The 26,823-nt window shown below is 42.6% G+C and carries 13 protein-coding genes and 2 pseudogenes; 8 read left to right on the top strand and 7 right to left on the bottom strand.

The window, feature by feature from the left end; genetic code table 11:
* The first annotated feature begins 19 nt into the window (after positions 1–19).
* The 8 genes from ABDW16_RS13675 (at position 20) to ABDW16_RS13710 (ending at position 7,115) form a co-directional block, all read left to right on the top strand.
* A complete protein-coding gene (locus ABDW16_RS13675) occupies positions 20–295 on the top strand; it encodes a PqqD family protein (protein ID WP_343670435.1) in 276 nt (91 codons plus the stop codon).
* A complete protein-coding gene (locus ABDW16_RS13680) occupies positions 295–1,428 on the top strand; it encodes a nucleotidyltransferase family protein (RefSeq protein WP_343670436.1) in 1,134 nt (377 codons plus the stop codon). The genes ABDW16_RS13675 and ABDW16_RS13680 overlap by 1 nt, the downstream gene beginning before the upstream one ends.
* Before the next feature lie 112 nt (positions 1,429–1,540).
* Positions 1,541–2,266, top strand: a complete 726-nt coding sequence (locus tag ABDW16_RS13685; protein WP_343670438.1) for an SDR family oxidoreductase — start codon at positions 1,541–1,543, stop codon at positions 2,264–2,266.
* A gap of 134 nt (positions 2,267–2,400) precedes the next feature.
* Positions 2,401–3,219 (top strand): SDR family NAD(P)-dependent oxidoreductase, encoded by an 819-nt coding sequence (locus tag ABDW16_RS13690; RefSeq protein WP_343670439.1) that lies wholly within the window; start codon positions 2,401–2,403, stop codon positions 3,217–3,219.
* 59 nt (positions 3,220–3,278) lie between these two features.
* Positions 3,279–4,157, top strand: coding sequence for a helix-turn-helix transcriptional regulator (locus ABDW16_RS13695; RefSeq protein ID WP_343670441.1), 879 nt, complete (start codon positions 3,279–3,281; stop codon positions 4,155–4,157).
* A gap of 105 nt (positions 4,158–4,262) precedes the next feature.
* Entirely contained in the window at positions 4,263–5,714 is a 1,452-nt protein-coding gene (locus ABDW16_RS13700; protein ID WP_343670442.1) for a family 43 glycosylhydrolase, read from the top strand.
* Between the two features lie 98 nt (positions 5,715–5,812).
* Entirely contained in the window at positions 5,813–6,508 is a 696-nt protein-coding gene (locus tag ABDW16_RS13705) for an alpha/beta hydrolase (RefSeq protein ID WP_343670444.1), read from the top strand.
* Positions 6,509–6,512: 4 nt separating this feature from the next.
* A complete protein-coding gene (locus tag ABDW16_RS13710) occupies positions 6,513–7,115 on the top strand; it encodes a Crp/Fnr family transcriptional regulator (protein ID WP_343670445.1) in 603 nt (200 codons plus the stop codon).
* A 3-nt stretch (positions 7,116–7,118) separates the two neighbouring features.
* Here ABDW16_RS13710 and ABDW16_RS13715 read toward each other — a convergent pair.
* From ABDW16_RS13715 to ABDW16_RS13745, 7 genes and pseudogenes are all read right to left on the bottom strand, one after another.
* A pseudogene (locus ABDW16_RS13715) lies at positions 7,119–7,208 on the bottom strand (AraC family transcriptional regulator); the annotation flags it as partial.
* A gap of 22 nt (positions 7,209–7,230) precedes the next feature.
* Entirely contained in the window at positions 7,231–7,683 is a 453-nt protein-coding gene (locus tag ABDW16_RS13720) for a hypothetical protein (RefSeq protein WP_343670447.1), read from the bottom strand.
* Positions 7,617–8,573: pseudogene (locus tag ABDW16_RS13725) on the bottom strand (RHS repeat-associated core domain-containing protein); the annotation flags it as partial. The pseudogene ABDW16_RS13725 and the gene ABDW16_RS13720, both read right to left, overlap by 67 nt.
* Before the next feature lie 908 nt (positions 8,574–9,481).
* Positions 9,482–10,069: a hypothetical protein gene (locus ABDW16_RS13730; RefSeq protein WP_343670449.1), complete on the bottom strand. Its 588-nt coding sequence runs from the start codon at positions 10,067–10,069 to the stop codon at positions 9,482–9,484.
* Between the two features lie 88 nt (positions 10,070–10,157).
* Positions 10,158–18,566, bottom strand: coding sequence for an RHS repeat-associated core domain-containing protein (locus tag ABDW16_RS13735; RefSeq protein WP_343670450.1), 8,409 nt, complete (start codon positions 18,564–18,566; stop codon positions 10,158–10,160).
* A gap of 16 nt (positions 18,567–18,582) precedes the next feature.
* Positions 18,583–19,362, bottom strand: a complete 780-nt coding sequence (locus ABDW16_RS13740; RefSeq protein ID WP_343670451.1) for a hypothetical protein — start codon at positions 19,360–19,362, stop codon at positions 18,583–18,585.
* A 13-nt stretch (positions 19,363–19,375) separates the two neighbouring features.
* Positions 19,376–26,800: a hypothetical protein gene (locus ABDW16_RS13745; protein ID WP_343670452.1), complete on the bottom strand. Its 7,425-nt coding sequence runs from the start codon at positions 26,798–26,800 to the stop codon at positions 19,376–19,378.
* Between the last annotated feature and the right edge of the window lie 23 nt (positions 26,801–26,823).

The raw sequence follows: 26,823 nt of genomic DNA on the forward strand, positions 1-26,823 counted from the left end.
CATCACAAAATTAACCTCAATGAATCCTGAAAATGTTATCTGTCGTAATGAAGAAAAATTTATGATTAGCAACCTGGGAGATGAAGTTGTACTAATGGATATTCAACAGGGGCATTATATTAATATAAACCCGGTCGGCAGTGTAATCTGGAATAAATTGGCTACGCCTGTAGCTATCAAAGAGCTGATTTCTTCTCTCGCGAACGAATATGGAATTTCTACTGCACAATGTGAAGGTGATACCATGCCGTTTTTGCAAAAATTGCAGCAACATCATATGCTTAATATACGGTAATGCAGGTTGAAGCGATCAGTAAAAACTATTCGGTTGAAATAGCCTGTGTTATTTTATGTTGTAGAATATTTGTTAAAACAACTCCGGCAGCGGAGCTGGAGCAGTTTGTGCAATCCCATGAGATAGACTGGGAGGAAGTGTACAGGTTAGCGGCTTTGCACCGGGTACGTCCTATTGTTTACAGGGTTTTGAATAATAACAGGATTCCGGGACCCGCGCTTACCAGGTTTCGTAATTATTGTCATGCGCTATCTGTATTTGCTTTTGAACGGCAGATTGAATCTGCACGTATACTGCAGGTATTGCGAGAACAGGGTATCGCAGTAAAGATGTACAAAGGACTGGATTTTACAAGGGTGGTATATGGCGGGGATATCAGTATGCGTGAATTTACGGATATGGATTTTATTGTAGATAACAGGCAGCTTGCAGCGTTGGTAGATGTGATGCTATCGCAAGGATACGAAAGCCCCAGCCTGGAATATTTCCGGAGGTTTCCCACCAGTTTCTTTGACAATCGTAAAGACATTACGTTTTATAAACGCAGTCCAGGGGGCAGGTTATTTAGTGTTGAATTTCATTACCGGCCAGATAGCTTTATAAACCGGCAACTTTCTTTCAAAGAATTCCTGGGTGACGATTATTTAGATTCCACGCAACCTATTACTTCGCAGCAATATTATCAGCTCATGCTCATCAATCATGGGGTCAGAGATTATTATCCTAATCTCAGGTCTTTGGTGGATATGGTGATGCTTATCAGTGCGGGTCATAAGCAGGTTCCGGAACAGTTGCAACGGCATGAATGCTTAGCCAGGTTATTAACTAACCAGTTAATGAATTGCGCTGCACAACCGGTTGCGACAGGCTACGACGGCTCGTTAACCAAAACCGCGCGGATTATTATTAATTATCTGCTCACAACTTCTACAAGATCACTCCGCGATCAAATATATACAAGTGTATGTTTGAACCGGTACTCAATCAGCAAATTCCGATTACTCGTGCGGTTCACTCACTTTATCCTGCTGCCTAATGAAAGCGATTTCATGACGGCTAGATTGCCTTATTTTCAACTTTATTATTTCACAAAACCTTACCGTGTTATCAAAAAAATCTTCCTAAATTCTTAGCTGCTGTAGCAGGTGTATCTCAAATCCGGAAAATGTACCATTAAAACCGTTGGATGTGTTCCGGTGGTAGTGGTGCCTGTCTGTAATTTTGTTACCGTTAAATTACTTTATTATGAAAACAGTATTGATAACAGGAGCAAATAGAAGTATCGGCTTTGAAACTGCCAGGCAGTTATTGAAATTAGGGTATTATGTATACCTGGGATGCCGTGACTTAGTAAAAGGCCAACAGGCAGTAGAGAAACTGCACGCAGAGGGACTGGACCAGGTAACACCACTTTTAATCGATGTAGATAATCCGGCATCTATACAGGCGGCGCGAACCAAAGTAAGGTCGCTGGACGTACTGATTAATAATGCCGGGATTAGTGGGGGCTACCCGCAGAGTAGTACGGATACAGATCTTCATGTATTCAGACAGGTGTTTGAGACGAACTTCTTTGGCATGGTGGAGGTAACACAGGCATTTATAGATTTGCTGAAGCAATCCTCTTCTCCACGCATTGTGAATGTAACATCGGGATTAGGATCTTTGAACAGGCAAAGTGATCCGACCTATGTACATTACAAAGTAAAGCCGGTAACGTATGTATCTTCGAAGGCAGCGATGAATGCTTATACGATTGTATTGGCCTATGAGCTGAAGAATACAGCGTTTAAGGTAAATGCAGTGGATCCCTGTTATACCGCAACGGATTTTAATAATCATAGTGGTCCGGGTACAGTGGAGGATGCGGCAGCAAGAGTAGTAAAGGCGGCGGTGTTAGGGCCGGATGGTGCGACAGGGCAGTTTTTCAGTGATGATAATGCGCCGGAGACAGGGATTAGTCCATGGTAAAAACTTGTTTTGCCGTCTCAGTGAGTGAGGATGACAGCGTCCCCCTCGTAAAAATGTATCAAAACTTCCTACTTCTGTATAAATCCATCCCCATTGCGCTTCCTAGTTTTGTGCCAACAAATCAACAAAAACAAATGGCAAAGACAATATTCATTACCGGCGCCTCCCGTGGCTTCGGTAAATTATGGGCAGCAGCATTATTGGAAAAAGGGCACAATGTAATCGCCACCGCACGGGATCTGGGCACGCTGAATGACCTGGTAAAACAATATGGTACACGCATTCTTCCCTTACAATTAGACGTCAATAACCGCGAAGCAGATTTTGCTGCCATCGCCCGGGCTACACAACATTTCGGCAGCATTGATGTACTGATCAATAATGCAGGGTATGGCTTGTTTGGCAGTATTGAAGAAACGAGCGAACAACAGGCCCGTGAGCAAATAGAGACGAACTTCTTTGGCCTGCTCTGGCTCACACAGGCTGTGCTGCCTGTTATGCGTAAACAGGGATATGGCCATATTATCCAGGTTTCCAGCATATTAGGTCTGGTCACTGTACCGGTTTTAGGGTTATATAACGCTTCGAAATTTGCAGTAGAAGGCTTAAGCGAAACCCTGGCACAGGAGGTGAAAGGATTCGGCATTCATGTCACACTGGTAGAACCTAACCAGTTCGCCACCGACTGGAACAGTGCTTCTGCAGTAGTGACTACGCCTATGCCAGAATATGACGGAGCCCGGGCATGGCTGCAGGCAGCAGCGTCACCAGATACCATCGGTATTCCGGAAGCTACTGTGCCTGCTATTTTACAACTGATTGACAGTGACAATCCGCCGTTGCGCCTTTTGCTGGGCAAGCAGGGTCAGCCATGGGCTACGCAGGTGTATGAAAGCCGCTTTGCAGAGTGGGATGCCTGGAAAGAAACTTCCCTGGCAGCACATGGTAAATAAACCTACCTTTGATATATCTACGCCTGTAACAGGGCGTAGATTTTCCAATCTGATATGTTATGCAGCACTTTAGCAGCCTTACCGATATACATCGTTTTAATGGTCTCCCCATGCCGGAGAATCCATTATTCAGCACCGTAAGATGTGCCAATACCTGTACTTTGGGTAACAGGGAATTCACATCTGACTTTTACATGATCGCGCTGAAGAAACTAATATCAGGCGTGATATTATACGGCCGCACTAAGTATGACCATGATACCGGCAGCATGTCCTTTTTCAAACCCAGGCAGGTGATTCAGTTTAATAACCTGGAACTTGAAGAGGACGCATTTATCATCTTCATTCATGAAGATTACCTGAATGGCCATAAGCTACGCAATGAGATCAATACCTATGGTTATTTTGATTATGAAATCAATGAAGCGCTGCACCTTTCTCCCCGGGAGGAGCAGATTATGTGGGACCTTTTTTTCAAAATAGATACAGAATATCACAATAATACCGATGAATATAGCAGGGATATTATCCTCACACATATCGATTCCATGCTGAAATATTCACAGCGGTTTTATAAGCGCCAGTTCATCAACCGTACACAGCTTTCCGGCAAGACAGTGTCTATGTTCCATGAGGCGCTGAGTAACTATTTTTCAACGGCACAGGGACTACCCACTGTGACAATGCTGGCTGCACAACTCAATATCTCCCCCCGGTACCTGAGTGATCTCCTGAAACAGGAGACGGGAAAAACGGCGATAGAGAATATTCATATCTACCTGATTAACGAAGCCAAGAACCGGCTGAAAACCCAGCAGCAGAATATCTCAGAGATTGCCTATGAACTTGGTTTTGAGAATGTACCTTACTTTTCCCGGTTATTTAAAAAAGAAACCGGTGTTAGCCCTAACCAGTTTAAAAAACAACTGATTAATTGAAGATTTTCGTAAATTTAGTGACTTCTTATTGCTGCTCTTTTATGGCGTCGTCCTGGCGTTGATATTTCTTTTGATATTTTTTTTAATCCTATAAATTGAAAACCTATGGTAAATTCCACCAGGTTGCTATTGTTTGCAACTGTACTCAGCGTCTGTATGGACGCCTGTTCGGACGAAAATAACCTCCATCGTCCCGCTTCTCTTGCTGCTACTACCACAAGTGCCGGTTTAGTCGCTTCGGCCGCACTTGATTTTATGAGTGGCAATCCTATCTTACCGGTTCCTACTGCTGATCCGGATATCATTTATGCAAATGGCAGGTATTACATTTATACCACTGCTATTGGGTCGAACAACAGCCAGTTTCATGCATACTCTTCTGCCGACCTGCTTAGCTGGAACGATGAAGGGGTGGTACTGGACCTCAACAATGTAAGCTGGGCGCATACAGGTGGCTGGGCTCCCTGCGTGGTAGCACGTAACGGTAATTTTTACATGTACTTTACGGCTGAGAAACAGATAGGAGTTGCCGTGAGTACCAGCCCTACCGGCCCTTTTACTGACAAAGGCAGCGCGCTTGCTACCGGGGATGGTACTGACCCTATTGACCCGATGGCTTTTATTGATACAGATGGGCAGGCTTACCTGTATTGGGGTAATACCACGCTGAACATCCAGGCGTTGAATACAGATATGATATCGCTGACAGGTACGCGTAGTCATGAAAAGCCGTCTAACTATTTCGAGGCACCTTATATGCTGAAGCGAAATGAGGTGTACTACCTGATGTATTCTATCAATGATTACCGGAACGACGATTACCATGTAGAGTATGCTACCGCCACCGGGCCTATGGGACCCTGGACCACGAAGGGACGTATTACTTCGCCATTGGGCGCTATTAAAGGACCGGGGCATAATGCGGTGATCCGCAAGGCAGGGTGTAGTGATGAATATTATTTTGTATACCATCGCAGAACGAGTACGAATGTGGATGAAAGACAGGTGGCGATAGACAGGATGTTCTTTGATGCTTCGGGCAATATCCTGCCTGTGGATATTACGACATCTGGCGTGATTAAATATGATGGCATCTGTTACTCACCTAATCCAATTGCAGATGGTACCTATGTGATCAGGTCAAAAGTAAACACGACTGCCGGGGCCGGGTTGTACCTTGACATCCCGGCATGTGCTACCGGCAATGCGGATGTAAAGACATGGACGAGGACGGATTGTGATGGGCAGAAATGGACGTTTACTTACCAGGGGAATGGTTTTTATCAGGTTATTTCCGCTTTACCGAATCATAAGGCACTGGATCTGAATGCATGTGGGTTGGATAGAGGAACGAATATACAGGTGTGGGATCAGTTGTCAAATGATTGTCAGTTGTGGAGAGTGGAGGCATTGGGGAATGGGTATTACAGGATTATGGCGAAAGGGAGTAATAACGTGATGGATCTGGAGAATGGTGATCCTACGCCGGGAGCGGATATCCGATCATGGACGTGGAATGGGTCGGATGCGCAGCAGTTTGCAATAGAAACACCTTGATATTAAACAACGCCTTCAGGCTTTTGTGGCCTGAAGGCATTATACATATTGTGACTGTAGTCACGGCCACATGATTTCGCAGCATCTACTTTTGTAACATGAAACAAAATATGATCCTGCTACACGGCCTGTTTGGACAACTGAGCAACTGGGACAGCGTTGTTGAAGAATTTGGTCCCGCTTATAATATATATGTCCCGTCCCTGCCTATTTATGATACGCCAAAGGAAGAACCGCTACTATATTTACTTGAATTCCTGGAAAGTTATATTGATACAAATAGCATAACCGACTTCATACTCATTGGCAACTCCCTGGGTGGACATATCGCTATTCTATACGCCGCCCGGCACAAAGTCAAACACCTGGTATTAACAGGTAGCTCTGGTTTGTATGAGAATACAAACATGGGTAGTTTCCCTAAAAGAAGCTCTGTTGCTTATATCAAAGCCAGGGTGGAATATACCTTCCACAACCCTGCTGTTGCCACCGAGGCCCTCATCTCACAAGTACTAAGCATCACCACTGACACCCCAAAATGCCTGGGTATTCTTCGGGTTGCTAAGTCCGCCCAACGTCATTACGTAGCGGATCTTTTGTCACAAATATCTGCACCAACTTTATTAATTTGGGGCCGTGAGGATAGGATTACACCCATCCATGTCGCCCATGAATTTGCGGGTATGATTCCTGATGCTAAATTAGTAGTCATTGATGCATGTGGTCATGCGCCCATGATGGAGCAACCGGTTGAGTTTAATTTTGCATTGAAACAGTATTTAAATAACTTGTAACAGTATGCCTTTACCATCGTATTATCAAAGACTCATAAAGAAATATCCGCAGGTATCAGAGGAGGAATGGCAGTTACTGGATCAATTGGCCACTGTCCGGCATATTAAAAAAGGAGAGCATTTTCTGCGGGTGGGGAAAGTAGCGCGGAATGCAGCGTTTATTTTATCCGGTCATTTTAAATATAGTTTTATTGGGGATGATGATAGTGAGAAAATACTGAAATTTGGTTTTACGGATGATTTTCTGACAAATTGCCAAAGCTTCAATAATAACAAGCCGTCTTACCTGAACATCACGGCTTTGGAAGATGCCGTTATTTTACGGTTCAATATCAATAATGTCCGTCCTTTGTATGATTTGCATTGCAGTATATTACATGTCAATATCCAGGTGTACCAGGATATAATGGAAGAGCAGGCGGAGCATCAGTATATACTATCTTTAAAAAGTCCGTTGGAGCGGTACCGGTTCCTGATGCGGAATCGTCCTTTGATTATTCAGAAGATATCTTTGACGAATATTGCGAGGTATCTGTATACAAGCAGGGAAGCGCTGAGTAGGGCAAGGGTGATGATGACGAAGAATTTGGGTGGGAGCTTCAGGTAACTGGAATGTAGCCCTGAATGCAAACGGGGATTGATTTGTTTTCGTCTTAAAAAGTTTACCAAATGACTGCGGGGGCTCAAATCCTAATTCATAATAGTTTTTTCGACTTTGAAATCTAATTTCTATCATTAGCTTTAACAACCTTACCTTTTCCATCAGTCCAGATGTATAAGTAATAAGCTCCAGCATCTCCTTGCATCCTTTCGATAGTATATTTGGAAAATGGCATCAATTTAAACTTGCTATTATCTATCATTTCTCCACCCTTATCAACTTGATACGCTTCATTTATTGAATTAAAATCAATGAAATCAGGCATACTATCATAGCTACCCCTCCATGAAATTAAAAAGGTTTCAGGAATAGAATCGTTTTCAATAGTTAATCGAAGTATTCCTTTAGAACTACTTGATCTTACAGTCTGACTAGCAATATCAAAGTACATCTTGTTACTTTGAAAGCAGGAAATAAACAGGATCGGAAGCAATAAAACTATACAATTCACCCTCCTGTTTTTTCTTGCGTTTTCTTTTGCTTTTTTTGCCTGTCTCCTAATATATTCCACCATTGGTCAATTTTTTTTAAATGATTGATTTCATTAGTTTTTCTAACATCTTCAGACTTCTGATACTGTTTCCACCATTGGTCAACCCTTCTTATAATAATAGCATCAGTATTATTGGGATTTTCGAATAATTCCCTAAGTTTACCCATGCCATATCTTTTATTTATAAATCCCTTAAAGTTGTCTAATTCAGTTGCCCCCTCTTCAGCTCTTTGTTCTCTCCAATATCCATCGTGACTGCCAGCAGCTATATAACCCTTAGCAAAAGTGGCCATATAACCTATTGGCCCTTCATCTAACTCTTTAATATCCCGCAAATGGCCGACCTCATGGGATGCTAACCCCAACCATGCATTGACATTGTTAGAGTAGTCATATTTCCCCCCAATACTAGGAGTTGAAAAATAATTGCTTGCCATACGAATCGTGTTTTGACCGTCTTGCTTTATTGTCGCGGCTCCTCCTCCCGGCAACACTTCATAAAGGGGAAATAAAGTGCCGACTGAATTTACAATTTTAATTGCAGAAATATCCGCCTCATTTACTCCTGAGACAAGGCTTAATAAGTGGGCTGCTGCTGTAAAGCTATAATCAATCTTCTTCACTAATACAGATGCAGTTTGGGGCATTTTATTGGGCTCGTCTATTTCAGGATCCAAGGTTATATTTGCAACGGAATAGGTAACAGTTTGTTTGACAACCGACTTAGGTTCTCCTCCATCCAAATCTACAGCTTGAAGAGGAGTATTTCCTGCAAATTGATATGGAGTATACCAAGGATAACTCTTCGTCAACGGATCCACACTCAAAAACCGTCCCAATCTCGAATCATAAATCCTCATTCCATAGTCCTGCTCATTCCCCTCTCCCTTCACCTCATTATGATTCTCCTTTCCATTAAACCTCTACCCATACGCCATTGAGCTTCACCTCCTATCCGGCTGCAATATCCAAAAGCTTTATGTTGAATACTAAGGGCTGACTATTACTATTTATTCAACTGTTAACTGTAACATTCAATCCTAAAAAAGATGACAAACTTTGAATAGTATCCGTATATTCTTCATCGTAAAGGTCTCTTACAATAAATAATTTATGCTCATCTAATATTAAATAGATACTAAATAGTGCGGATCCCACTCTGTTTCCATATTTAACTACCTTTATATAATCCCTTTCAGCGTTAATTAAATAATCCTTGCCATTTATAATATATCTATCTTGACTTACCTTCTCAATACATATGTCTATATTCCTCTTATACCTTATCCATTTGTATATAAAAATAGCCAAAAGGAAACTAAAAGGAATTGAAATATTTCTAACAACAATTACAGGGGCCTTAATCTTGTATCCATTTGTAAAAAATAAGTACTAACAACAAAGCCAGCCAGCAATGTCATTGTTAAATTCCACATCACTTTTCCATTCAATGGCTTGACAATCTTCCAACTGACTTCATTCGATGTTATTACATTTACTTTCTCCATATTATTTATTACCTGACTTCTTATCAATCTTGATAGAATTACACCTGTAATACAACCCTATAATCCAATTATTCACTCAAGTATCTTCAACACGGTAATATCAATTGCACACAGTACAGCAGTTATGGCACTAACTATCTTGACAATGGAAACAACTTTTACTATCTTTCTCAGTTCCGAATCATCAGGATTACTATCTAATAATGTTTTGTAATCAATATCTTTTATTATCCATAATCCCCCGAAAGTAGGCAAAGAACTTTTCAGATCTTTGCCTATAGTCAAGTGCCGTTTATCTGGACAACAATAAACTATTTTAAGGTAGATGAGCCAAAAAACGTCTTACTATTTTCCAAACCATACAGATCCTTTATAATATCCGTTGCCTCCATTTTAAAGTACACGGTTTTTACATTCAAGGGTAACTTTAAAACGACATCATATACATATGGCATCAAAAAAAAATTATTATGCTCAATTTCACGAAAAGTTTTCCCATCCAGAGAATAGCTTATTTTCATCGTAGCACGAGGAAAGCTTGAAAACAAAAAACTACATTTACGCACATTCTTATCTTCATTCTCATCTGCCATATTAATATAATCTAATAAAGGAGTTCCTATCTCTATATGTCGTGAACTATCTTTATTGTAAAAGACACCATAAGAATAATGACTACCATCTGTAATGAATTCGTAAGACCTTAAATATCCATAATAATCAAACTGAAATTCATTACCATACTTATCGCCCAAAAGATAACCTGATATTCCACGTAATCTAGGATCACAGTAATACTTCAAAACTGACACATATTGCTTCTGTTTTCCAAAATACAATGAATCATCACAGGAAGTCTTAAAACTGGAATCACTTTCTGCAATATATCTTTTCTTCACGATATCAAGTATAGACGAAGACTTACATTTAGAAAAAAGTAGTAGTATTGATCCTACCCAAAAAATCATCAAATAGTTACCTTTCATTTTATTTCGGTTCATTTTCAGTTACTTTAGGGAGAGGTTGATCCGGAGCGTCATGATGAAACGTATCTGTTGCAGCTTTACCATTTTCGTTATTTGTCATCGCTCCATCTTTCATCGAAAAGTTCTTCTTACATTCTATACAATAACCGATCTTTTTAACTTGCGCTCTCAGTATCGCTGGAATTGCATCATTCGCATTACCTCCAATCTTTTCAATGATTTCTATACCTGAAGGTTTTTTCCCTTCTGGTTTACCAAGTTCCCCAGGCTGCGTTGTTAGTATAAGATCCAGGTTTTCGCTAAATTCATTGAAATCAACTACAAAGACCTTTGCTTTAGGGTTCATCTTGTTTCCATATCCTTCTTCCGGGTCTTCGCTAGAGCCAAAAATAATAAGATTAACGGGTAGGTAGCTCTGCTGCCTATTCACCTTCTTTGGAGGATCAGGTAAGAAAAATGCTCCTGCTGTCTTTATGATCGTTTCTTCCGTACCATCTTTCTTTATATTTGTTTCAGAAGTAACAATTGAATACAGCTTACCATCTCCTAACGGTCCTGCAAACTGATAAGGTTTACCATTGATAAACCATCCGGCAGCTTTACTCTTATCTTCAATCGTTCTCATATCCTCCTTTACCAATTTCCCGTCTTTATATGTTTTAAAGATCTCAATTCCATAGTACTGTGATTCTGCACCATCCAGATCTATGTTGGCAATCGGACTATTACTGGCAAATTGATAAGATGACAATGAAGGGAAATTACGGGTCAACGGATCCACACTCAAAAACCTCCCCACCCTCGGGTCATACACCCGCATCCCATAATCCTGCTCATTCCCCTCTCCCTTCACCTCATTATCATTCTCCTTCCCATTAAACCCATACCTATACCCACCACTACTATAACTCCTATCCGGCTGCATCATCCCAAAAGGATAATAATCCTGCGCACTATATACCACCGCTTTATTATCTGCCCCAAGGTAATCTCCAACAGTAGCTATCACATTTCCAAGGTGATTACTCAGCTCATAGCGTTTCTTACCAGCCATATCCCATAATGAGGCTGCATTATTATCGGTAACAGCCATATCAGGGTTCCACACGCCCAATCGATCGCTACCATACAGGTTTTGCTCCTTCCAATAAATATTACCATCTCCATCCTGATTTCCATATACAGCCAGCACATTGCCCTGAGCATCACGCACATACCAGCTCTTATCAGTTATTCCATCATGCGTATAAGCCTTATATACTCTATTTCCAGCAACATCATAGCGGTATTCAAGATAGGTATTATTTTTTGTATTAGTAATGGATTTAATTTTACCATAGGCTGTCCATTCTATGTTTGAAATACCTGTCTGATCATCCTTTATAAGGTTACCAATATTATCATAACCATAATTACCGTCATTCTGTGATTGAAGATCATTTACATATTCAGAACTTGTTACGGCGTCCTTTACCTGCGTAAGTTTATTGTTTAACAAATTACCGGCAGCATCACGCTGATAACCATATGTAAGGTTATCCATTGCTTTGCTCTTGTTATTTGCGCCACTACCATTCCTTAAATAAGTAAGAATATTACCATTACCATCATATGTAACATCTTCCTGGTAGGCATCACCCGCAGTACCTGCATTCCAGGCAGTTGCACCTGTAGTTAATGCATGTGTACGCATCTTTTTCAACCTGTTCAACTGGTCATATCGGTAAGTATATCCCACTACATTATTGAACTGGCCGATAGCCATAGTGCTACGGCTGATATTACCATTATAAAGGTTCCTGCCTACTTCCGATACTGTACCATCCGACCAGTTTAACGGGAGTAATGACGTTGCGGTAGTGCTGATAGGCTTGTAGTCGTCTTTGAAGTAATCAAGAGAGAAAGCATATGCGTCAGGCCCCACTACTGATCTGTCACCGGTAGCTCCATCTCCTCCGATATCACTGGTTGGAGATAGATACTGACCGTTTACAAATTTCGTCCAACCCTGTAAGGTATAGGCAAAGTCACTCCCCTGCACCAGTTGTCCATGACCTAATTCCTTTCTTGCTAACGGCCCATGGAGATAATAGCGATAGGATGCATCTGTGTGTGCATTTTCTATTTCCCATCCATCATTGGATACAGTGCTAACACCTGTTGTTGCTTTAATGACTCTATTGTCTGCATCATATTGGTATCCATACCAGAATTGGTCGTTATTATCAGGCTGGTAGTTATAACGAACTTTATTCACCTTACCACTTACCAGGTCATACTGGTAATCCATTTGCTTAATACCTAAATCCTTGATCTGCTGCCAAAGTGTTTTTACATTCCCCAGCTGATCATAACTATAATAAGTGGCCTGCTGCACTTCTCCTGCGGCTGCATCTTTATAGGTAGTTGCAGCGACTCTCTTGCGCAGATTCTCCTGTGTATAAGCAAATCCGGTATATGCATCATAGTACGTATTTACAATCTGTGCATTGGTGCCGGACGCATGGAAACCTGTTACATTAGCCGACTCCATAAATCGGGTAGCTGGTGCTGTACCAGCTGATTTTTCTCCCACTTCAACTATACGACCCTGTTCATCATATTTTGAATAACTATACTTAGCGTCTACGTTCTGTTGTGCATTTTGAGAAGCAGTGGATCTTCCCAGCTTATCATACCAGAAATTACTCTTTCCCGCATCAGGTGTCTTTTGCACACTCACCCCATTCAACGACTGATACGCATACGAAGTCGCCAACCCATGTACCGGATACACCGGTGAATATTGCGTCTCTGTATAACTACCCGCACCCGATGTGGTGCCTGAACCCACTGTCGCCGTATTAAACCTGCCCCTATAAATCAATGATGTACTCAGCGCCGCATAATAATCCGAAGCCAGCGACATACAAGGCTCCGCCGCATTTGCTGCTATCTCAGCAGCGGATAATGCACGGTTGTAAAAACGGATCTGTTTCAGCGAAGCCAGGTTCTCAGGATAGCTGCCATTCGTTAACGTCCATCCACAATCACCAGATGCCTGATCGGTGGTCGTGACAGGACATGATTTACCATTTACATATACTGAGAGATTATTCGCATTCAATAATGAACCCTGAAATACAACATGCGTCCACGGAGTTAATGGCAATACAGACTGCATATCTGCTGTTGTATGCACAGAGGCGGTTATATCTACTACATCGGCAGTAACTGTCATTGTATACACATCCAGGTGTAAATACCTGCCCATTACACATGCATTGACTAGATATTTCTGCCCACTGCTGGTGGCTAAGAACTGACCGCCCGTTGCTGACGAATTGTACATCCACAATTCCAATGCCCTCGCTGAGGTTGCACCAAATGCATCTGTCAATGCCATCAGGGTAGAGTCTTTCAATGTATTACTGATAGGCCCGTCAAAGGTGCAGTTCTCTCCTTTATGATCACGTGCACCATCTATCTGCGCCTGATAAGCCGCATCCAGCAAATGCACACCCTCCGGTGGTATCGTTCTTACGAGGTTACCAGCCTGATCGTAATAATACAGTGTATAATGATACAACTGCTCATTTGTAGTCATCTGCATGTTAGGTTGCGTACCACTACAATAAGCAATATATTCCTTCCGGAACTTCTTCTTCTCCTCTGCTATATATTCATTATAAAGTACAGTTCCTGTAGACACCGCATCATCTATCATCTCTTCCGTACACCTATAAGGATTGACAGTAACCGTACTATATACCGGTGTATTACACAGTAATGCTGTCGGACTTGTCGCAAGTTTCGTTATATACTCCTGGTAATCACTATAAGACAATGTGAAGCCCCACCGCTGATTCAAGTAGGTTGCATACACATGTTCATAATTCGCATGATTCACATCAAGGAAACTCACTTCACTATTCATTTGGGTGATCCCTGCATTGAATTCTGCCGGCGTTATCGTTCCTTTGGATTTGCTATCAAGGAATACCGGCACCGTCAGCTCGCCTGCCAATAAATAACGACAGTTATTACAACCGTTCTGCAGACTGGTCAATTCAGCTTCCGTGAGGTTCATGGCTGAACCATAGGTATTGACCAGGTATTGATAGAATGAAACACCGGAACCGGCATTGTTATAAGCTGTTTGTAAAGTGGCTAATTTAGAACAGATGTCCGCATCTGTTTTAGCAATCACCCTGCTGGTCGCCTGCATGGGTACATCGTACGGATATGGCATATCCAGCAACCATGGATTACAGATCATACTCAGGGCTCCACTGCCCAATATACCCGTGATGACCTGTTTAAAGGAAGTATATCCTTCGGATGTAGCTTTGCCAGATGGTGTAGTGCTGGCACCGTTCAGATGACTGGCATCACCACCCAGTTTGCAAAGCTCTATCAGTTTTGCTTTTAATGCGTCTTTCTTAGCCGTATAAGTTGAGTTACTGCTTAAACATTCATCCAGCTGAGACATCCACATTTCTGCCTGCGCCTCACAGTTTTCATTCATTGATTGTATTACCGCGGCAGATACTTGTGCTGCCAATGCGGTTGTATCTGTTGAAATCCCTGCCGTACTATACGAAATGTCGTTAATCCTCGACTCCTTATATCTTAAGATGGGATTACAGGAGGAAACTGGGGTTGTTGTAGCTGTTGAACAACTTATTGACCAGTTATCGTCAACGACAAAACCATAATCCTGGTACCCGGGATAGGTGACAGTCGCCATATTAACATTCGAATTAAAAGTATACCGCGCTACCCTTGGAATGTCTGACCCGGCACTGGTCTCTGTTTGGGTCATTGGAATAGCAACAGTAATCTGTCCTCCTTCAGGAATATTCCTGCCATAGTAGTACAAATTAAAGTCCCAGGTATTATTCACATCAGTGCTATGGTCAGGCCAGTTATGGATAATCTGTAAATAGAATTTTGGCTTGGTAGCATCTACTGCACATGAAAAATCAACGGTTCTTGGATTGCAGGAAATAGACTGTAACAATACTGTCTTCAGATCGATTTCTTTACCAATGCAAAAAGAAGACTCCGTCTGTCCCGCAGCAAATGTGACGGTACTTGTCTTTGTATAACTATCATAGGCTGATGGATAGTACAAGGTTAAAGTCACTGCACTCGTCAAAGGGCTACCACTATATATAATCTTTACAGGCTGCAACCCCGTTGAACAGGTAGCATCACCCGCCTGTATTGAAAATGAAGCATAATCAGGACAGGTTGAACTGGATGAATAACTTATTGGATCTCCTACCGTACACTCCCCACCACAATAAGCAGCAGTACTCCTCACTGTCTGATAATATTTCTGCTTCAATTCCAGGTATTTATCCCTATACGTGGTCCATTCCAGATCCGCTATTCTACAACTGGCGACTGGTGCACAGTTCGTCCAGTTATCAGCGCCGGGAACCGGGCTGTTATTCGTATTGGTATTGCCCGTATTGTCTGAACAATACAGCAAATAATCTACATAATTCACCAGGTTCTTGGTCCCTACCACAGTGATACCCATTACATTATTACTGTAATTATCCAGATCAGCAATAAAGCTCGTCTTATATCCACTCAATATTGTACTGCTAAATGCCGGGTCATTGTCCACCAGCCAGCTGGTAGTAGTTTTTGAATAAGTAGCTCCCGGTATCACTGTTGCAATATCACTAATGGTAGTAATATTTGATACTTTCTCATCCCACAGGGCGTTCGCACTATTCTCCTGGCAGAACTTCAGTGCACAATATTCCGGATGCCATTGCACAAATAAATCCGCCCACTCAGGCCTCCAGTTTTGCACAAGCAGTGCCAGTGTCATCCGTTCATCATTCGCACTCATCACCGTACCATCTTCCAGTGTAAACTGGTTGGTTATATAAGTAGCGTCAGTGGAATTCAGCTCCGGAAAGGCGGTGCGCCAATGCTGGTATAACACATTGATGTCCTGTTCCAGCGCTTCATCAGAGGCATCGAATAATGCATACTGTCCACCGGGACTCACATCCGCCTTTAATGTATTGGCCAGATCTGTACAGGGATCAGAGGTGCAATTGGCCCTTAATGACACACAATTATTATATAATGTGGTATAAAGGTTATTTGCCCATGTATCAATCGTTGTTGTTAACTCCACACCATCATTACTCAACCTGTTCTTCACAGCTGTTGTAAATGCAGTCTGGGTACCCAGCGATGCAAGACAGGTGGTACAATCATCAAAGCAGGTAGTCATGTTCTTCGCCTGCAATTCTGTATTAATAAAAGACCACTTACTATTCAGATTGGTGTTCTTTGTAATAAAGTCTGTTGTATAACTATCCAAAGCGGACGATGACAATGCCAGCTCATAGTAGACGTAATATTCCCCTATTTTGTCAAAGGTTGTATTGAAAGAACCAGTGGCGCTGCCTGTAGCGGTACAATTACCTGTCAGGCTACCTACAGGCACTGTAACATTCTGGATAATCTCATTACAGTCGTCTGTTATTTTGATATTTAAATTGTAATAACAGTTGCTGCATATTTTCACACCATTCTCCTCGTAGGTTTTGATCAGTTGCTGTACGTTATAAGTAAAAGAAACCGGTCCGGGAGAAGTGGGCGCGTATGTAGATGTTGCACTCAGCAACAACCTGCTCTCATCAAATGTAAAATCTCTTGGTTCCAGTATATAGGAAGTTTCCTGCCTGGCAACTGATTGGGATGTCAGCGCATCCAGGTTCTCAGGTGTATTGCCCCCAAGTGCTGTAGCAATAGTTTTGCCGGCAGCATTCTGGTAGGTTATTGACAATTGACCATTCCCATCTACCACCATGTTCTTCAAGTAATGGTTTGCATATCCCACATCATTCCCAAACATGCGGTCCAGTTCCCACTGTTGCGGCTTTACGTAATAAAGCCGGGTCGCCTTGCTGACTGTATTATCTGGTCCCGGCTGGAAGATCTTACCTACTCCCCCCTGCACACTGACCCTGTTTGTATTATCAGGTGTGTACAGGTTTACGCTGAAAGGATAACCTTCAGCGTCTGGTATAAACTGGGTTTCCGGGCGCGACGCATCTGAAAGAAATTCATTACCGGAAGAATAATACTGCCCTGCACCGGCAGCTGTACCCATTGCCTGTGGTGTGTTGATACAATCAGTACCACTTCCATACACATTCGTCCAGGTATAATTGCTACCAGAAGTATTCAAATGCTGGCCTGCATAATATTTCAGTTCATTGCTGTTTTTTGCAAATGGCAAAATGCTGACCATCGGCCGGCCAAATTCGTCATACAGGTTTTCCTGGATCAATACTTTCTGGTCCGTATTATTTAAGGTCACCGTCTGCCTGTTACGCATGCTACCGTCAAAGTAGCTCACTACCTCTTTCTTCTTCCCCTCTTCTGCATATGCTGCACTATACTGCCAGTTAAAATCAGGCTCATGAATAATTGCATCATCCAGTGCAATCACCGCATTCACAGTATTTCCACCGTCATCCATGCTATAATCCCAATCCATTTCCTCCCTGTAACCATACCCGTCAGTATAAGCAAACCTCACCCTTACCAGTAAAAATTTCTTATAATTCACCAGTGAAATATCATAGTATTCATTGCTCAGCGTAACCCGGGAAGAATTATTTTTAAACATTCTGGCTAATGTTTCCACCGGCGTACTGGTGCCCTGTTCACTCAATATCTTGCCATCATCAGATAGCTCATCTACAAATGTCCATTCCAGATCATATTCTTCTGCGCCTTCACTTACCTTGCTATCCCATGATATGGAAGCTACACCAGCCTGCGTTACTGTAGACGCCGCAGCCCTCATTACAGCTGCATTAAATGTGCCTGTAGCACCACTCGAAGGTAATATTACCTTTGGCGTGATATGCGCCGTATCCACTTCATATGAACGCTCCACGATTACCTGTCCCATCAATCTGAATGCTGCAGGTAGCTGATCGCCCAATTCATCACTGGTGATATCGTTCACTGTCAGTTTTACCTTGTACCCATTTTTAAAGCGGTACGTGGCATTCGCCTGGTATCCGACTCCTTTAGCCGTATCATAACTTATTTCCAGTTTTATATGGTCATCTACAGCCGGATCTACCTGGTCAGGTGATGACCAGTATTCTACTTTCAGGTCTATTGTACACTTGAATTTCTTTTGCGGTATTGCCATAGAATCACGGTACAGCCCGAATGTAACAATGTCTGTGACTGTTTTATTATGAATTTTATTCCAGTCATACGCGCTGTTCAGGAATTTTTCATCCTTCACTAACAGTGTATCACCTTTTTTGATGGTACCCTGTTTTTGATTCTGATAGGGTTCAATGCCAGCATATGCCCTTGTGGACAGTACACTAATAATTATCAGAAAAATCTGTTTAATATATTTCAAATGCATAGGGATAACATTAATGGTTGATCAGTTCATAATCTTTGAGCGCGGCTACCGGCACAGGTACCCCGTTCTGCTGGCGGAAATAATGGGTTGGTTTCAACAACTCTTCCCTGGCTTTTAAGGGTTCAAACTTTTTCACCCGGAAGGTGATCAGCTTATCCTTATTCCTGTCAGCAGGGTACAATTCATCTGCCATCCGCATATCAGTTTTAGTAATCCATGCTGTACTATCATAGGTGAGCGAATAATCCCGCATCGTGATATGTGATGGATTACTCATTGTAATAGTCACTTCCCCATTTTTCACGGCGCGGGTTACCTGGTACCCTTCTTTGCTCATCCGCTTTACCTGCATGTCAATTGGCGCTGACATTGGGTTCTCTACCTCCTTAGGTGCAGAAAGAAACAATTCTTTCGTATCATGCGAAACAGAGAGATAGCAGGATTGTAATGACACTATTTCACTCTTTCCCATCCTGTAATACATATTATTACCTAAACGGGTATACAGGTAGTCACATTCCAGGTTATTGGAACTATCCTTCAGATCCTTTACGAGGATCGTACCTTCTATCGTATATACAGTCATGGAATCAAGTTGATGGGATACCGTATACAGTTCATTCAATATTGCCTTTTCCGTAGCGTCGTTTTCCGCAATCTCCGGTACAGGCAATTCTTTTATTTCCTCATTGTGCTGCACCAGAGACGGAATACCCGCAATCGCAGCTGCTGTGGTCAGTAATACAAGTACAGTAGCCAGTACCTTAAAATTGTTCTTATTTATGATCATGGTACAGGTATTTTTAACGTTTACGATAGGTTGAACGATTCTCCTTAATGGTCATAATTCCTCTTTCTGTTTCCTTCTTCACCCGGATCAGTGCTCCCTCTTCATCATACTCATAGAAGGTCGCGTAGTTATTTTCATCCATCTCTGCCATCAACCGCATATTCTTATCGTTATACGCATAAGATTTTAACTGACCATCGTATGGGAATATTCTGATGTCGTCTATTGACTCATCTGCTGCCATTCTTGAGATTTTCAGTCCAAAAGAAGTCATATCTGTAGCACCGACTTCATTTGCAACATCCAGTGTTCCTTCCACCAGTTTCCATCCATCCACAATAGCTTTGGTCTGCAGGGTAATCGATTTTAAATTATGTAACCATTGCAGGCGGAGACTAGGTGAGGTATTATAAGGGTCGCTTACATGCACCCAGGCAGAGAAAATATATTTTCTGCCGGTTACCGGCGCCCAGTCACGCAAGCCAAGCCATCCATCCACACCCTTATAGTATTCACCCCACAGATTATTCTTCAGGTAAATACCGGGTTCGTGTTCCTGGCTATATATATAGGTTGTCAATGTAATTGAGGAATCCAGTTTAAGACTATAATTACCGGAGTGTGCATTCTCCGTATCCAGTGCATCCGCATATGCATCACCTAATTTTCTCCTGATGTTAAACTGATCCGGACGGCAGGTTAGTGCGGTATTACAGCCACTGTTAAACATATAATCATCAAAGCCGTCATAAAATATTTCCCGCTGGCGCATATTTACACCTACTGCCAATGGTAGTTTATTCTTAAACCCAAACCGCACACTGCTATATTGATTCAATGCATCTTTACTTTCCAGTGCCTGGGATGTTTCGTCATACATCGTGGTGGTGGTATTCGTCACCCAGCCTGTATTAGTACTCATCTCCCATCCGCCGTTATAATACCAGAATGGGTAGAATGTAGTATACTGTCCATTTTGACGGATATTTACCGCACCACTTGTATTATCCGGCAAGTCCTGACCGGATCGGTCTGACAACCAGGTCATCTCTTTATACATCAACCAGTTGCCCAGGTACCCAGTCAGGTAAGGGTTCAGCACATTACCTGCCGGAATAGCCAGACATCCCGGTGCATCATCACATATATTCACAGCACCCTGTCCACATGTATAATGACGATATAAAATATTCCCGGCAGTATCCTTTACATAGGTATCATATGGCTTTGAAGGATTGAGCAGCTGGTTAGTCGTAAATATGGTATCCAGCTGATAATTTTTTAACTGAGGTATCGTATTGTTATAGATCTCCATACCCACTGCCCGATCCAAAAATCCGCTTGCACTCACCACGTTCATTGCCTCTATTGTAAAAATATGATTCCCGGCAGACAGGTAACGCGGACGTACCTGCCAGTAAGAATAGAACCGATGGTCTGCGTCGTCATCTTCCATTATATGTTCTTTCCATAACATACCATCGATATAAATACGAATATGATTATCCACTCCATATCCAATATAATATTGCTTTCCTACGGGCACTTTCACACAGAAATTCATACCGATCCACTTTTGTGCAAAATTTTCGCGCAGCCATACAGAGGTGGCATTTAACCTGCCGCAGCCAGTGGTATAATTAATAGACGAAGATACACTTGCCACCATTGCACGTAATGACGTACTACTATCAGACGTTACTTTTGCTACCCTGGCAGCACTCGCGGTCACCACGGATGATGTTGTGACACTATCCAGACTGCCCTGATCATCCGGCGGTATATATCCACCCGTGCCCTGCTCATCAGGATCAACCCCATCACAACGGTACCCCCAGAACGGATCATTGCGGATACTATCTACAACCTGTCCGCTGCTATTAAAGAACAAAGCTCCCCACTGGCTATATGTCGGGTTCCTATAACCGGTTCTGATCTGTAATGAAGTATCATTATTGATCGTCATTGGGGTCGTACATGCCTGTCCATCCGCACTCAATACATAACCATCCGGGCATGCCTGCTTAGGCTTGTATCCGCAGTTAGGCGTACCATCACAAAGGTTCAGGTCCATTCCATTGTCACACCTATAGTTTTTTGAGCCCCGGTTTCCATCACCATCCGTGTAAAACAACAAGGCATTCTTATCGCCAACCAGGGTTTTTGAAGAGAAAATCATTTCGTCTTCAATTGTCTGCGCATCGCCGGCCATCAATGTTGCTTCACTACTTCCATATACTTCTACCGCAGCAGCCTTCACATCTCCTGCATTTGCAGCATCCATTCTGATAATATGCTTACCTGCGGCCAGGTACTTCTTCCTGATTCTCCATGCCTGATAGTAGCTCCTGCTATCTCCGCGGAATTGTGGCTGCAACAATTTATTGTCTATATACACACGCATTACGTTATCAGCAGCATAACCAATAAAATAGACGCCTGCTGTCTTAATTTCGATACATTTTTCTACTCCCCACCAGTCATGAACCGGCCTGCTGGTCATCCATACTCCCGCTTCGGAAAGACGGCCACATCCCGCCGCACATCCCATCCAGTAAGTAGCCGTACTGTTATAATAATGACCTTCTGCCGTTGGCTCAAAGAAGAAAGCACCCCTGTTACCATAATTAGCATTTTTGTCACCATGCTGCAGTTCAAATCCACTTGTCTCTGTAGGCTTAAAATAACACTGTGTACCATCTGCCGTTTCTGTATAACCATCCGGGCAACTATTCGGGCTTTCACAAACTGCCGGCTGTCCCCATGCATCTGAATACAATACGGCTGATGCATTGATTACATTATATCCTGCCAGTTCCTCATTACTGATGATCTTCAACCGTCCACCACTTACCGGGTTTTTCAATAGTGTCATAGTAGTTGCTGCCGCGCCCAACTGATTACGGTAACCAGACCGGAATACTTTCATTGTACCACTATAATCCTTAATTGTACGTCCTGATTGTGATATAATACGTATTGCCGGTGTAGTGCTGGTGGATGTAGGAGAATTGATCACCCATAAGCGAACACCTGTATATAGGTCTACCAACTCATCGCCCGGCGACAGGAAAGATAAATATTGAGATGGTATTGCACTACCTACAATATTGAAATCCTTCATAAGCATACCGAGATTCTGATAAGCCATGCCCATCTGTTTGTACATCCAGTATGCAGGTATACTTACATTATACACCGGATCATCAAATTCATTCTGCGACTGTGTCAATACAGGCGCACCTGTATTCCTGTCATACAACAAGGTTTTAGATTCAATCTGAGAACCATTCAATCGCTTAATTGTCTTATTTAAGATACCCGTATATTGAATTGTTTTTGCCACGCAGGAAGAACGGAACAAACGATAGTCCTCATTTGAAGACTTTGGCCAGTGAGGTATCGGCACGGGGTATCCCCAAATAGGTATTACATCTGCACCCAGGTTAATACTGGTACCCGTGTTACTCATCTCTGATTCCCGCATGTCAGTAAACATTTCTATATCCCTGCCTATCACCTGATCTGTAGTAATATTCCCATTCGCATCTACTACATCCACTACGTTTGAAAGCCGCATTGTCCCCCCATCACCTGTCGTATTGTAGTAGTACTCATTTGCACTCACCTCATGTCCGGACTGATTAAATACCCTTTCTGCCTTCGGCTTCCCGTGCATATCATTCAGGATAATCGAATACCCCTGTGACATAGCCAGTTCATAGGTGGACTTACCGCCAAAGAAACTCGCCCATGAGTTCGGATTGTGCAGGAATTTATCAATAGCTGTCTGCTGCACGATCACCGGGAATTCTTTTGCTGTGTAAAATTCCGCAGTCGTCCAACCCGTTTTATTCTTAGTATCTAAAGTGCCATCAGATGTAAGGTTGCGTACAGTCACCTGTCTGTACACGACTTCAGGTGCAGGGAATAATGATTCTCCCATAGGCTCCTCCAGATAGAAATAATTGTTCAATCCCCACTTTACGTCCTGTGTATACTTCACTGGCATACGCATGGGATTCTCATCTCCACCGTTTGAAGGCTCATAAGATGTGACCCCGCTACTGATAGCCTTCCCGTCTTCTATTATAGTATAATCATATTGTTGTCCGTAAATAGCCGCATCCTGATCAGTAGCCATTGTATTCCACTGGTCAGAGAGTCTGACACTTTTTACTCTCAAACCACCCCCCAGTTTTTTACCTGTCATATTCACCACCCGTGCAAAACTCTTTTCCAGTTTTACTATACTGGCAAATTTTTTCCTATATGCTTTTTCATTAAAGTTCTCCCATAGCTCTGACAATGTTGTAATGGAGCTGGCAATTGCCTTTACTGCTGTTATCACCGGCAGGTCATCTGTAATACGATTGATATAACCAGGATATGCATACCGCTGGTAGTCCATCCTCATCCGCTGCCATGCTGCACTGATTACTGGGTTGACGGATTTACCACCATCATTATCTACCTTAAAAGTCACTTCCGCAGTGGCACCACTCACCGTTACCTCACTAACCGCCGCATATACCGGAACGAAATCAAATTTGGAATCATCTGTTGATGTTGGCGCATCCGTTACATTCACGAACATCTTCATGTACATATAATCAGACCCATCCAGGTATTTATCTTTGAACCACTTCAGCCGCTCCGTGGCATCTGTTGGCACGTTTACAGCTGTTGAATCAAGAGATACCAGGAATGTCTTCGCATCCCTGAGCGAGGTGGTTGTACTTCCGCCCGGCCCTGTCTTCATGCCTGTTATCTTCGACATCACCATCGACCGCCGGTTCTGTACATAGGCATAATCATCCGCTTCATAGTCTACAGACACCTTACCGCCTGTGGGTAATTGTATTTCCTTCAACTGCCACATACCCGCATCTATTGCAGCCACATCATGATCCTGGGTAGTATAAGGGAATTCATCATTGCCCAGGGCAATGCTTTTCTGACTATTTTCTGTAAGTCGCTTCAGTGTACCCCATCGGTCAGTCATCATGGTGCCATATCCATGATCATTATTATAATCAAATAAATAATAATAATCTTTCCCCCTTGTGGAGCTGCCATAAGTATAATAAAGCGTATCCAGCGTTAACTTTCCACCACCATTCACATTATTGGGAACCTTTCCGAAAAGATTATAACTATATCCAAACTTCACCGTCTTAATTGGGGTGTTTAAATCATTCTTTGCATATAACCGGATTTCTTTTAATCGTTTTTGTTTCACTACAGTATCCAGTACCCCCAGTGAATCATACCCCAAAGCATCATCCCTGTCTTCTGTAATAAAATAAGCAATCATGGTTTTAGATTCAACGGAATGCAGGTAACGTAATTCTTTTGTACCAAATACATAAGAACCTTTATCATCATCCGGATCGGCCCTTAAACCGGGGTTATATTGCGCAGAATCACCATACGGTGTACGCCATTGGAAGTCTTTATCTACCTTGGAATAATTAAACTTATAAGCAGTTCCCCTGTCATCCTCGGTGATTCCATCATTGGTCACATCCACATAATCTGGTGACAGCACCTCTGTCAGCAACCATGATGTAGCATACCCCGGTTGCTCCTGCCGGGTATAATATTCATCGGATATAGACTTACCATTGGTAGTTGGTTTATGAGTAGGAACACCACCCGATGTTACCAGCTTGATTTTTTTTGTATTGGCAGTCAGATTAGCCGTGTTTGTGGCATAACTGACTTCTACCTGTTTTTTATTGTATACCGGCATCCCGTATACCAATCGCTTACCATCATCTGTGGTCTTAATAATTTCAGAAATATGCTTTGACTTTCTGAACCTGTTCACCCTGCTTTCCTTTGATTTCACAAGGGCATTGCAGGCATAAGGGGTGAATTGATTAAACACATTAAAGTCATAGTTATATAATACGGAATCACCACCGCCCATATTCACCATTTCACCAGCCAGTAACGGCATCACGGGAGCCTTTTTTATCTGGCGGCCATTCCGTTTATAATTACCGGTGGGTGTAAACACCGTGGTTCCTTTCTTTAAGCGGTCCAGTGCCTGTTTACCATTAAACTGTACATTTACTGCATCTTCCCCCTGTACGCTATTATAGAACGCAGGATCTTCTACTGCCGTTTCGCCTGCCTGTTTGAAATATACATCTTCTTCACCGGTTACATTCGTAACAGGGAAATCTGCATCTGACAGGAATGCATTGTACATAGTCCACTTACCCACTGTCGTGTTAATATTCTGCTTATATACAGAAGTACCACCATGGAAATAACCGCCTACCCCAGCTTCTACACTGGCAGAAGTATTATTGGACAAATCCTGGGTCTGATTATCAAAAAACACACCTGATTGATTCCGGAATAAACGAAACTGTCCACCATCTGCCTGACTGGTATAAGAAAATATATCAGGTGTGGCAATAGGCACTGCCAGGTTTTTTAAATCAAAAATAACAGGGTTGTCTTTCTCCCGCATAAAGTCCATTAATGCAGTTGGATTGTTCTTACCTGTTTCTGCATACATAAAACCATAGGCCTTATTCATCTGCTTTTGATTCGCAACTTCACGCTTGGTCTTATAGCCTGTAACACCACCGCCACCATATAACAGGTAGTAGCTCCCTCCCACATCGCTGCTGAATGTAAAGTTGTGAGAGGTGAAATTCATATTTGCTTTAGGATAAAACGCCGGCTGACTATAGCTCCACGTAGCGCTATAAGCCCAGTCAGCAATATGATCGTACACATCATTATTGAAGGTGGTTTTCAGGGTTAAGGTCTTCAACCCATCGCGCGTATTCCACGCCATGTTACCAGATAAACCTACTCCCTGTACGGTATTACCACCTGTAAGCACCTTTACAGACAAGGAAGGATTCACTGTCACACCATCACTACTGCTACTGGTGATACCAATACCAACACCGGGGGTAAGATAGCTGGCACCGGGCACAGACAAAGATAAACCCACATTACCAGTCAGATCTGCACCGATACCAGTATAGTTGTCGCTGTGTATACCACGGCTAAAGGTACCTGATACTTTAATTGACTTACCAATACCTGCCACCTCTACCCTATCAGTCAGACTGCCCCCAATAGTGATCTTAGGTTTTACATAGTTGTCTGTCCATACGGTATCAGCATAACTATCATCTGCAATTCCGCGCAGTTGCCTGTTTACCGCCCCTACGTTCAGGTTCCAGCCATACCCCACCCAGCTGGCTTCTTCATCCATACCGCTACCGGATTGATAGTTAAGGCTCAGCGGATATCCATCCACATCCATCAAAGGAATATTGTATTTAAAATTACCAGTCGCCAGGTCAACAAAATCTGTTGTACCTGCCTGTGCGAACTGTTTTGCTTCCGGCTGCGCAGGGCCGGAAGTCAATGCCCACGATACCATGGGCGTTAATGTCTGCATGATTAACAAAACAAGGAAGAAAC

The sequence above is a fragment of the Chitinophaga sp. genome (genome assembly GCF_039596135.1).
Lineage (GTDB): Bacteria > Bacteroidota > Bacteroidia > Chitinophagales > Chitinophagaceae > Chitinophaga.

Bases quoted from the DNA above. Each gene is read 5' to 3' on its own strand.
- ABDW16_RS13710 (WP_343670445.1), top strand. From the start codon at position 6,513: ATGCCTTTACCATCGTATTATCAAAGACTCATAAAGAAATATCCGCAG.
- ABDW16_RS13675 (WP_343670435.1), top strand. From the start codon at position 20: ATGAATCCTGAAAATGTTATCTGTCGTAATGAAGAAAAATTTATGATT.
- ABDW16_RS13745 (WP_343670452.1), bottom strand. From the start codon at position 26,800: ATGCAGACATTAACGCCCATGGTATCGTGGGCATTGACTTCCGGCCCT.
- ABDW16_RS13685 (WP_343670438.1), top strand. From the start codon at position 1,541: ATGAAAACAGTATTGATAACAGGAGCAAATAGAAGTATCGGCTTTGAA.
- ABDW16_RS13700 (WP_343670442.1), top strand. From the start codon at position 4,263: ATGGTAAATTCCACCAGGTTGCTATTGTTTGCAACTGTACTCAGCGTC.
- ABDW16_RS13680 (WP_343670436.1), top strand. From the start codon at position 295: ATGCAGGTTGAAGCGATCAGTAAAAACTATTCGGTTGAAATAGCCTGT.
- ABDW16_RS13740 (WP_343670451.1), bottom strand. From the start codon at position 19,362: ATGATCATAAATAAGAACAATTTTAAGGTACTGGCTACTGTACTTGTA.
- ABDW16_RS13690 (WP_343670439.1), top strand. From the start codon at position 2,401: ATGGCAAAGACAATATTCATTACCGGCGCCTCCCGTGGCTTCGGTAAA.
- ABDW16_RS13705 (WP_343670444.1), top strand. From the start codon at position 5,813: ATGAAACAAAATATGATCCTGCTACACGGCCTGTTTGGACAACTGAGC.
- ABDW16_RS13695 (WP_343670441.1), top strand. From the start codon at position 3,279: ATGCAGCACTTTAGCAGCCTTACCGATATACATCGTTTTAATGGTCTC.
- ABDW16_RS13720 (WP_343670447.1), bottom strand. From the start codon at position 7,683: ATGGTGGAATATATTAGGAGACAGGCAAAAAAAGCAAAAGAAAACGCA.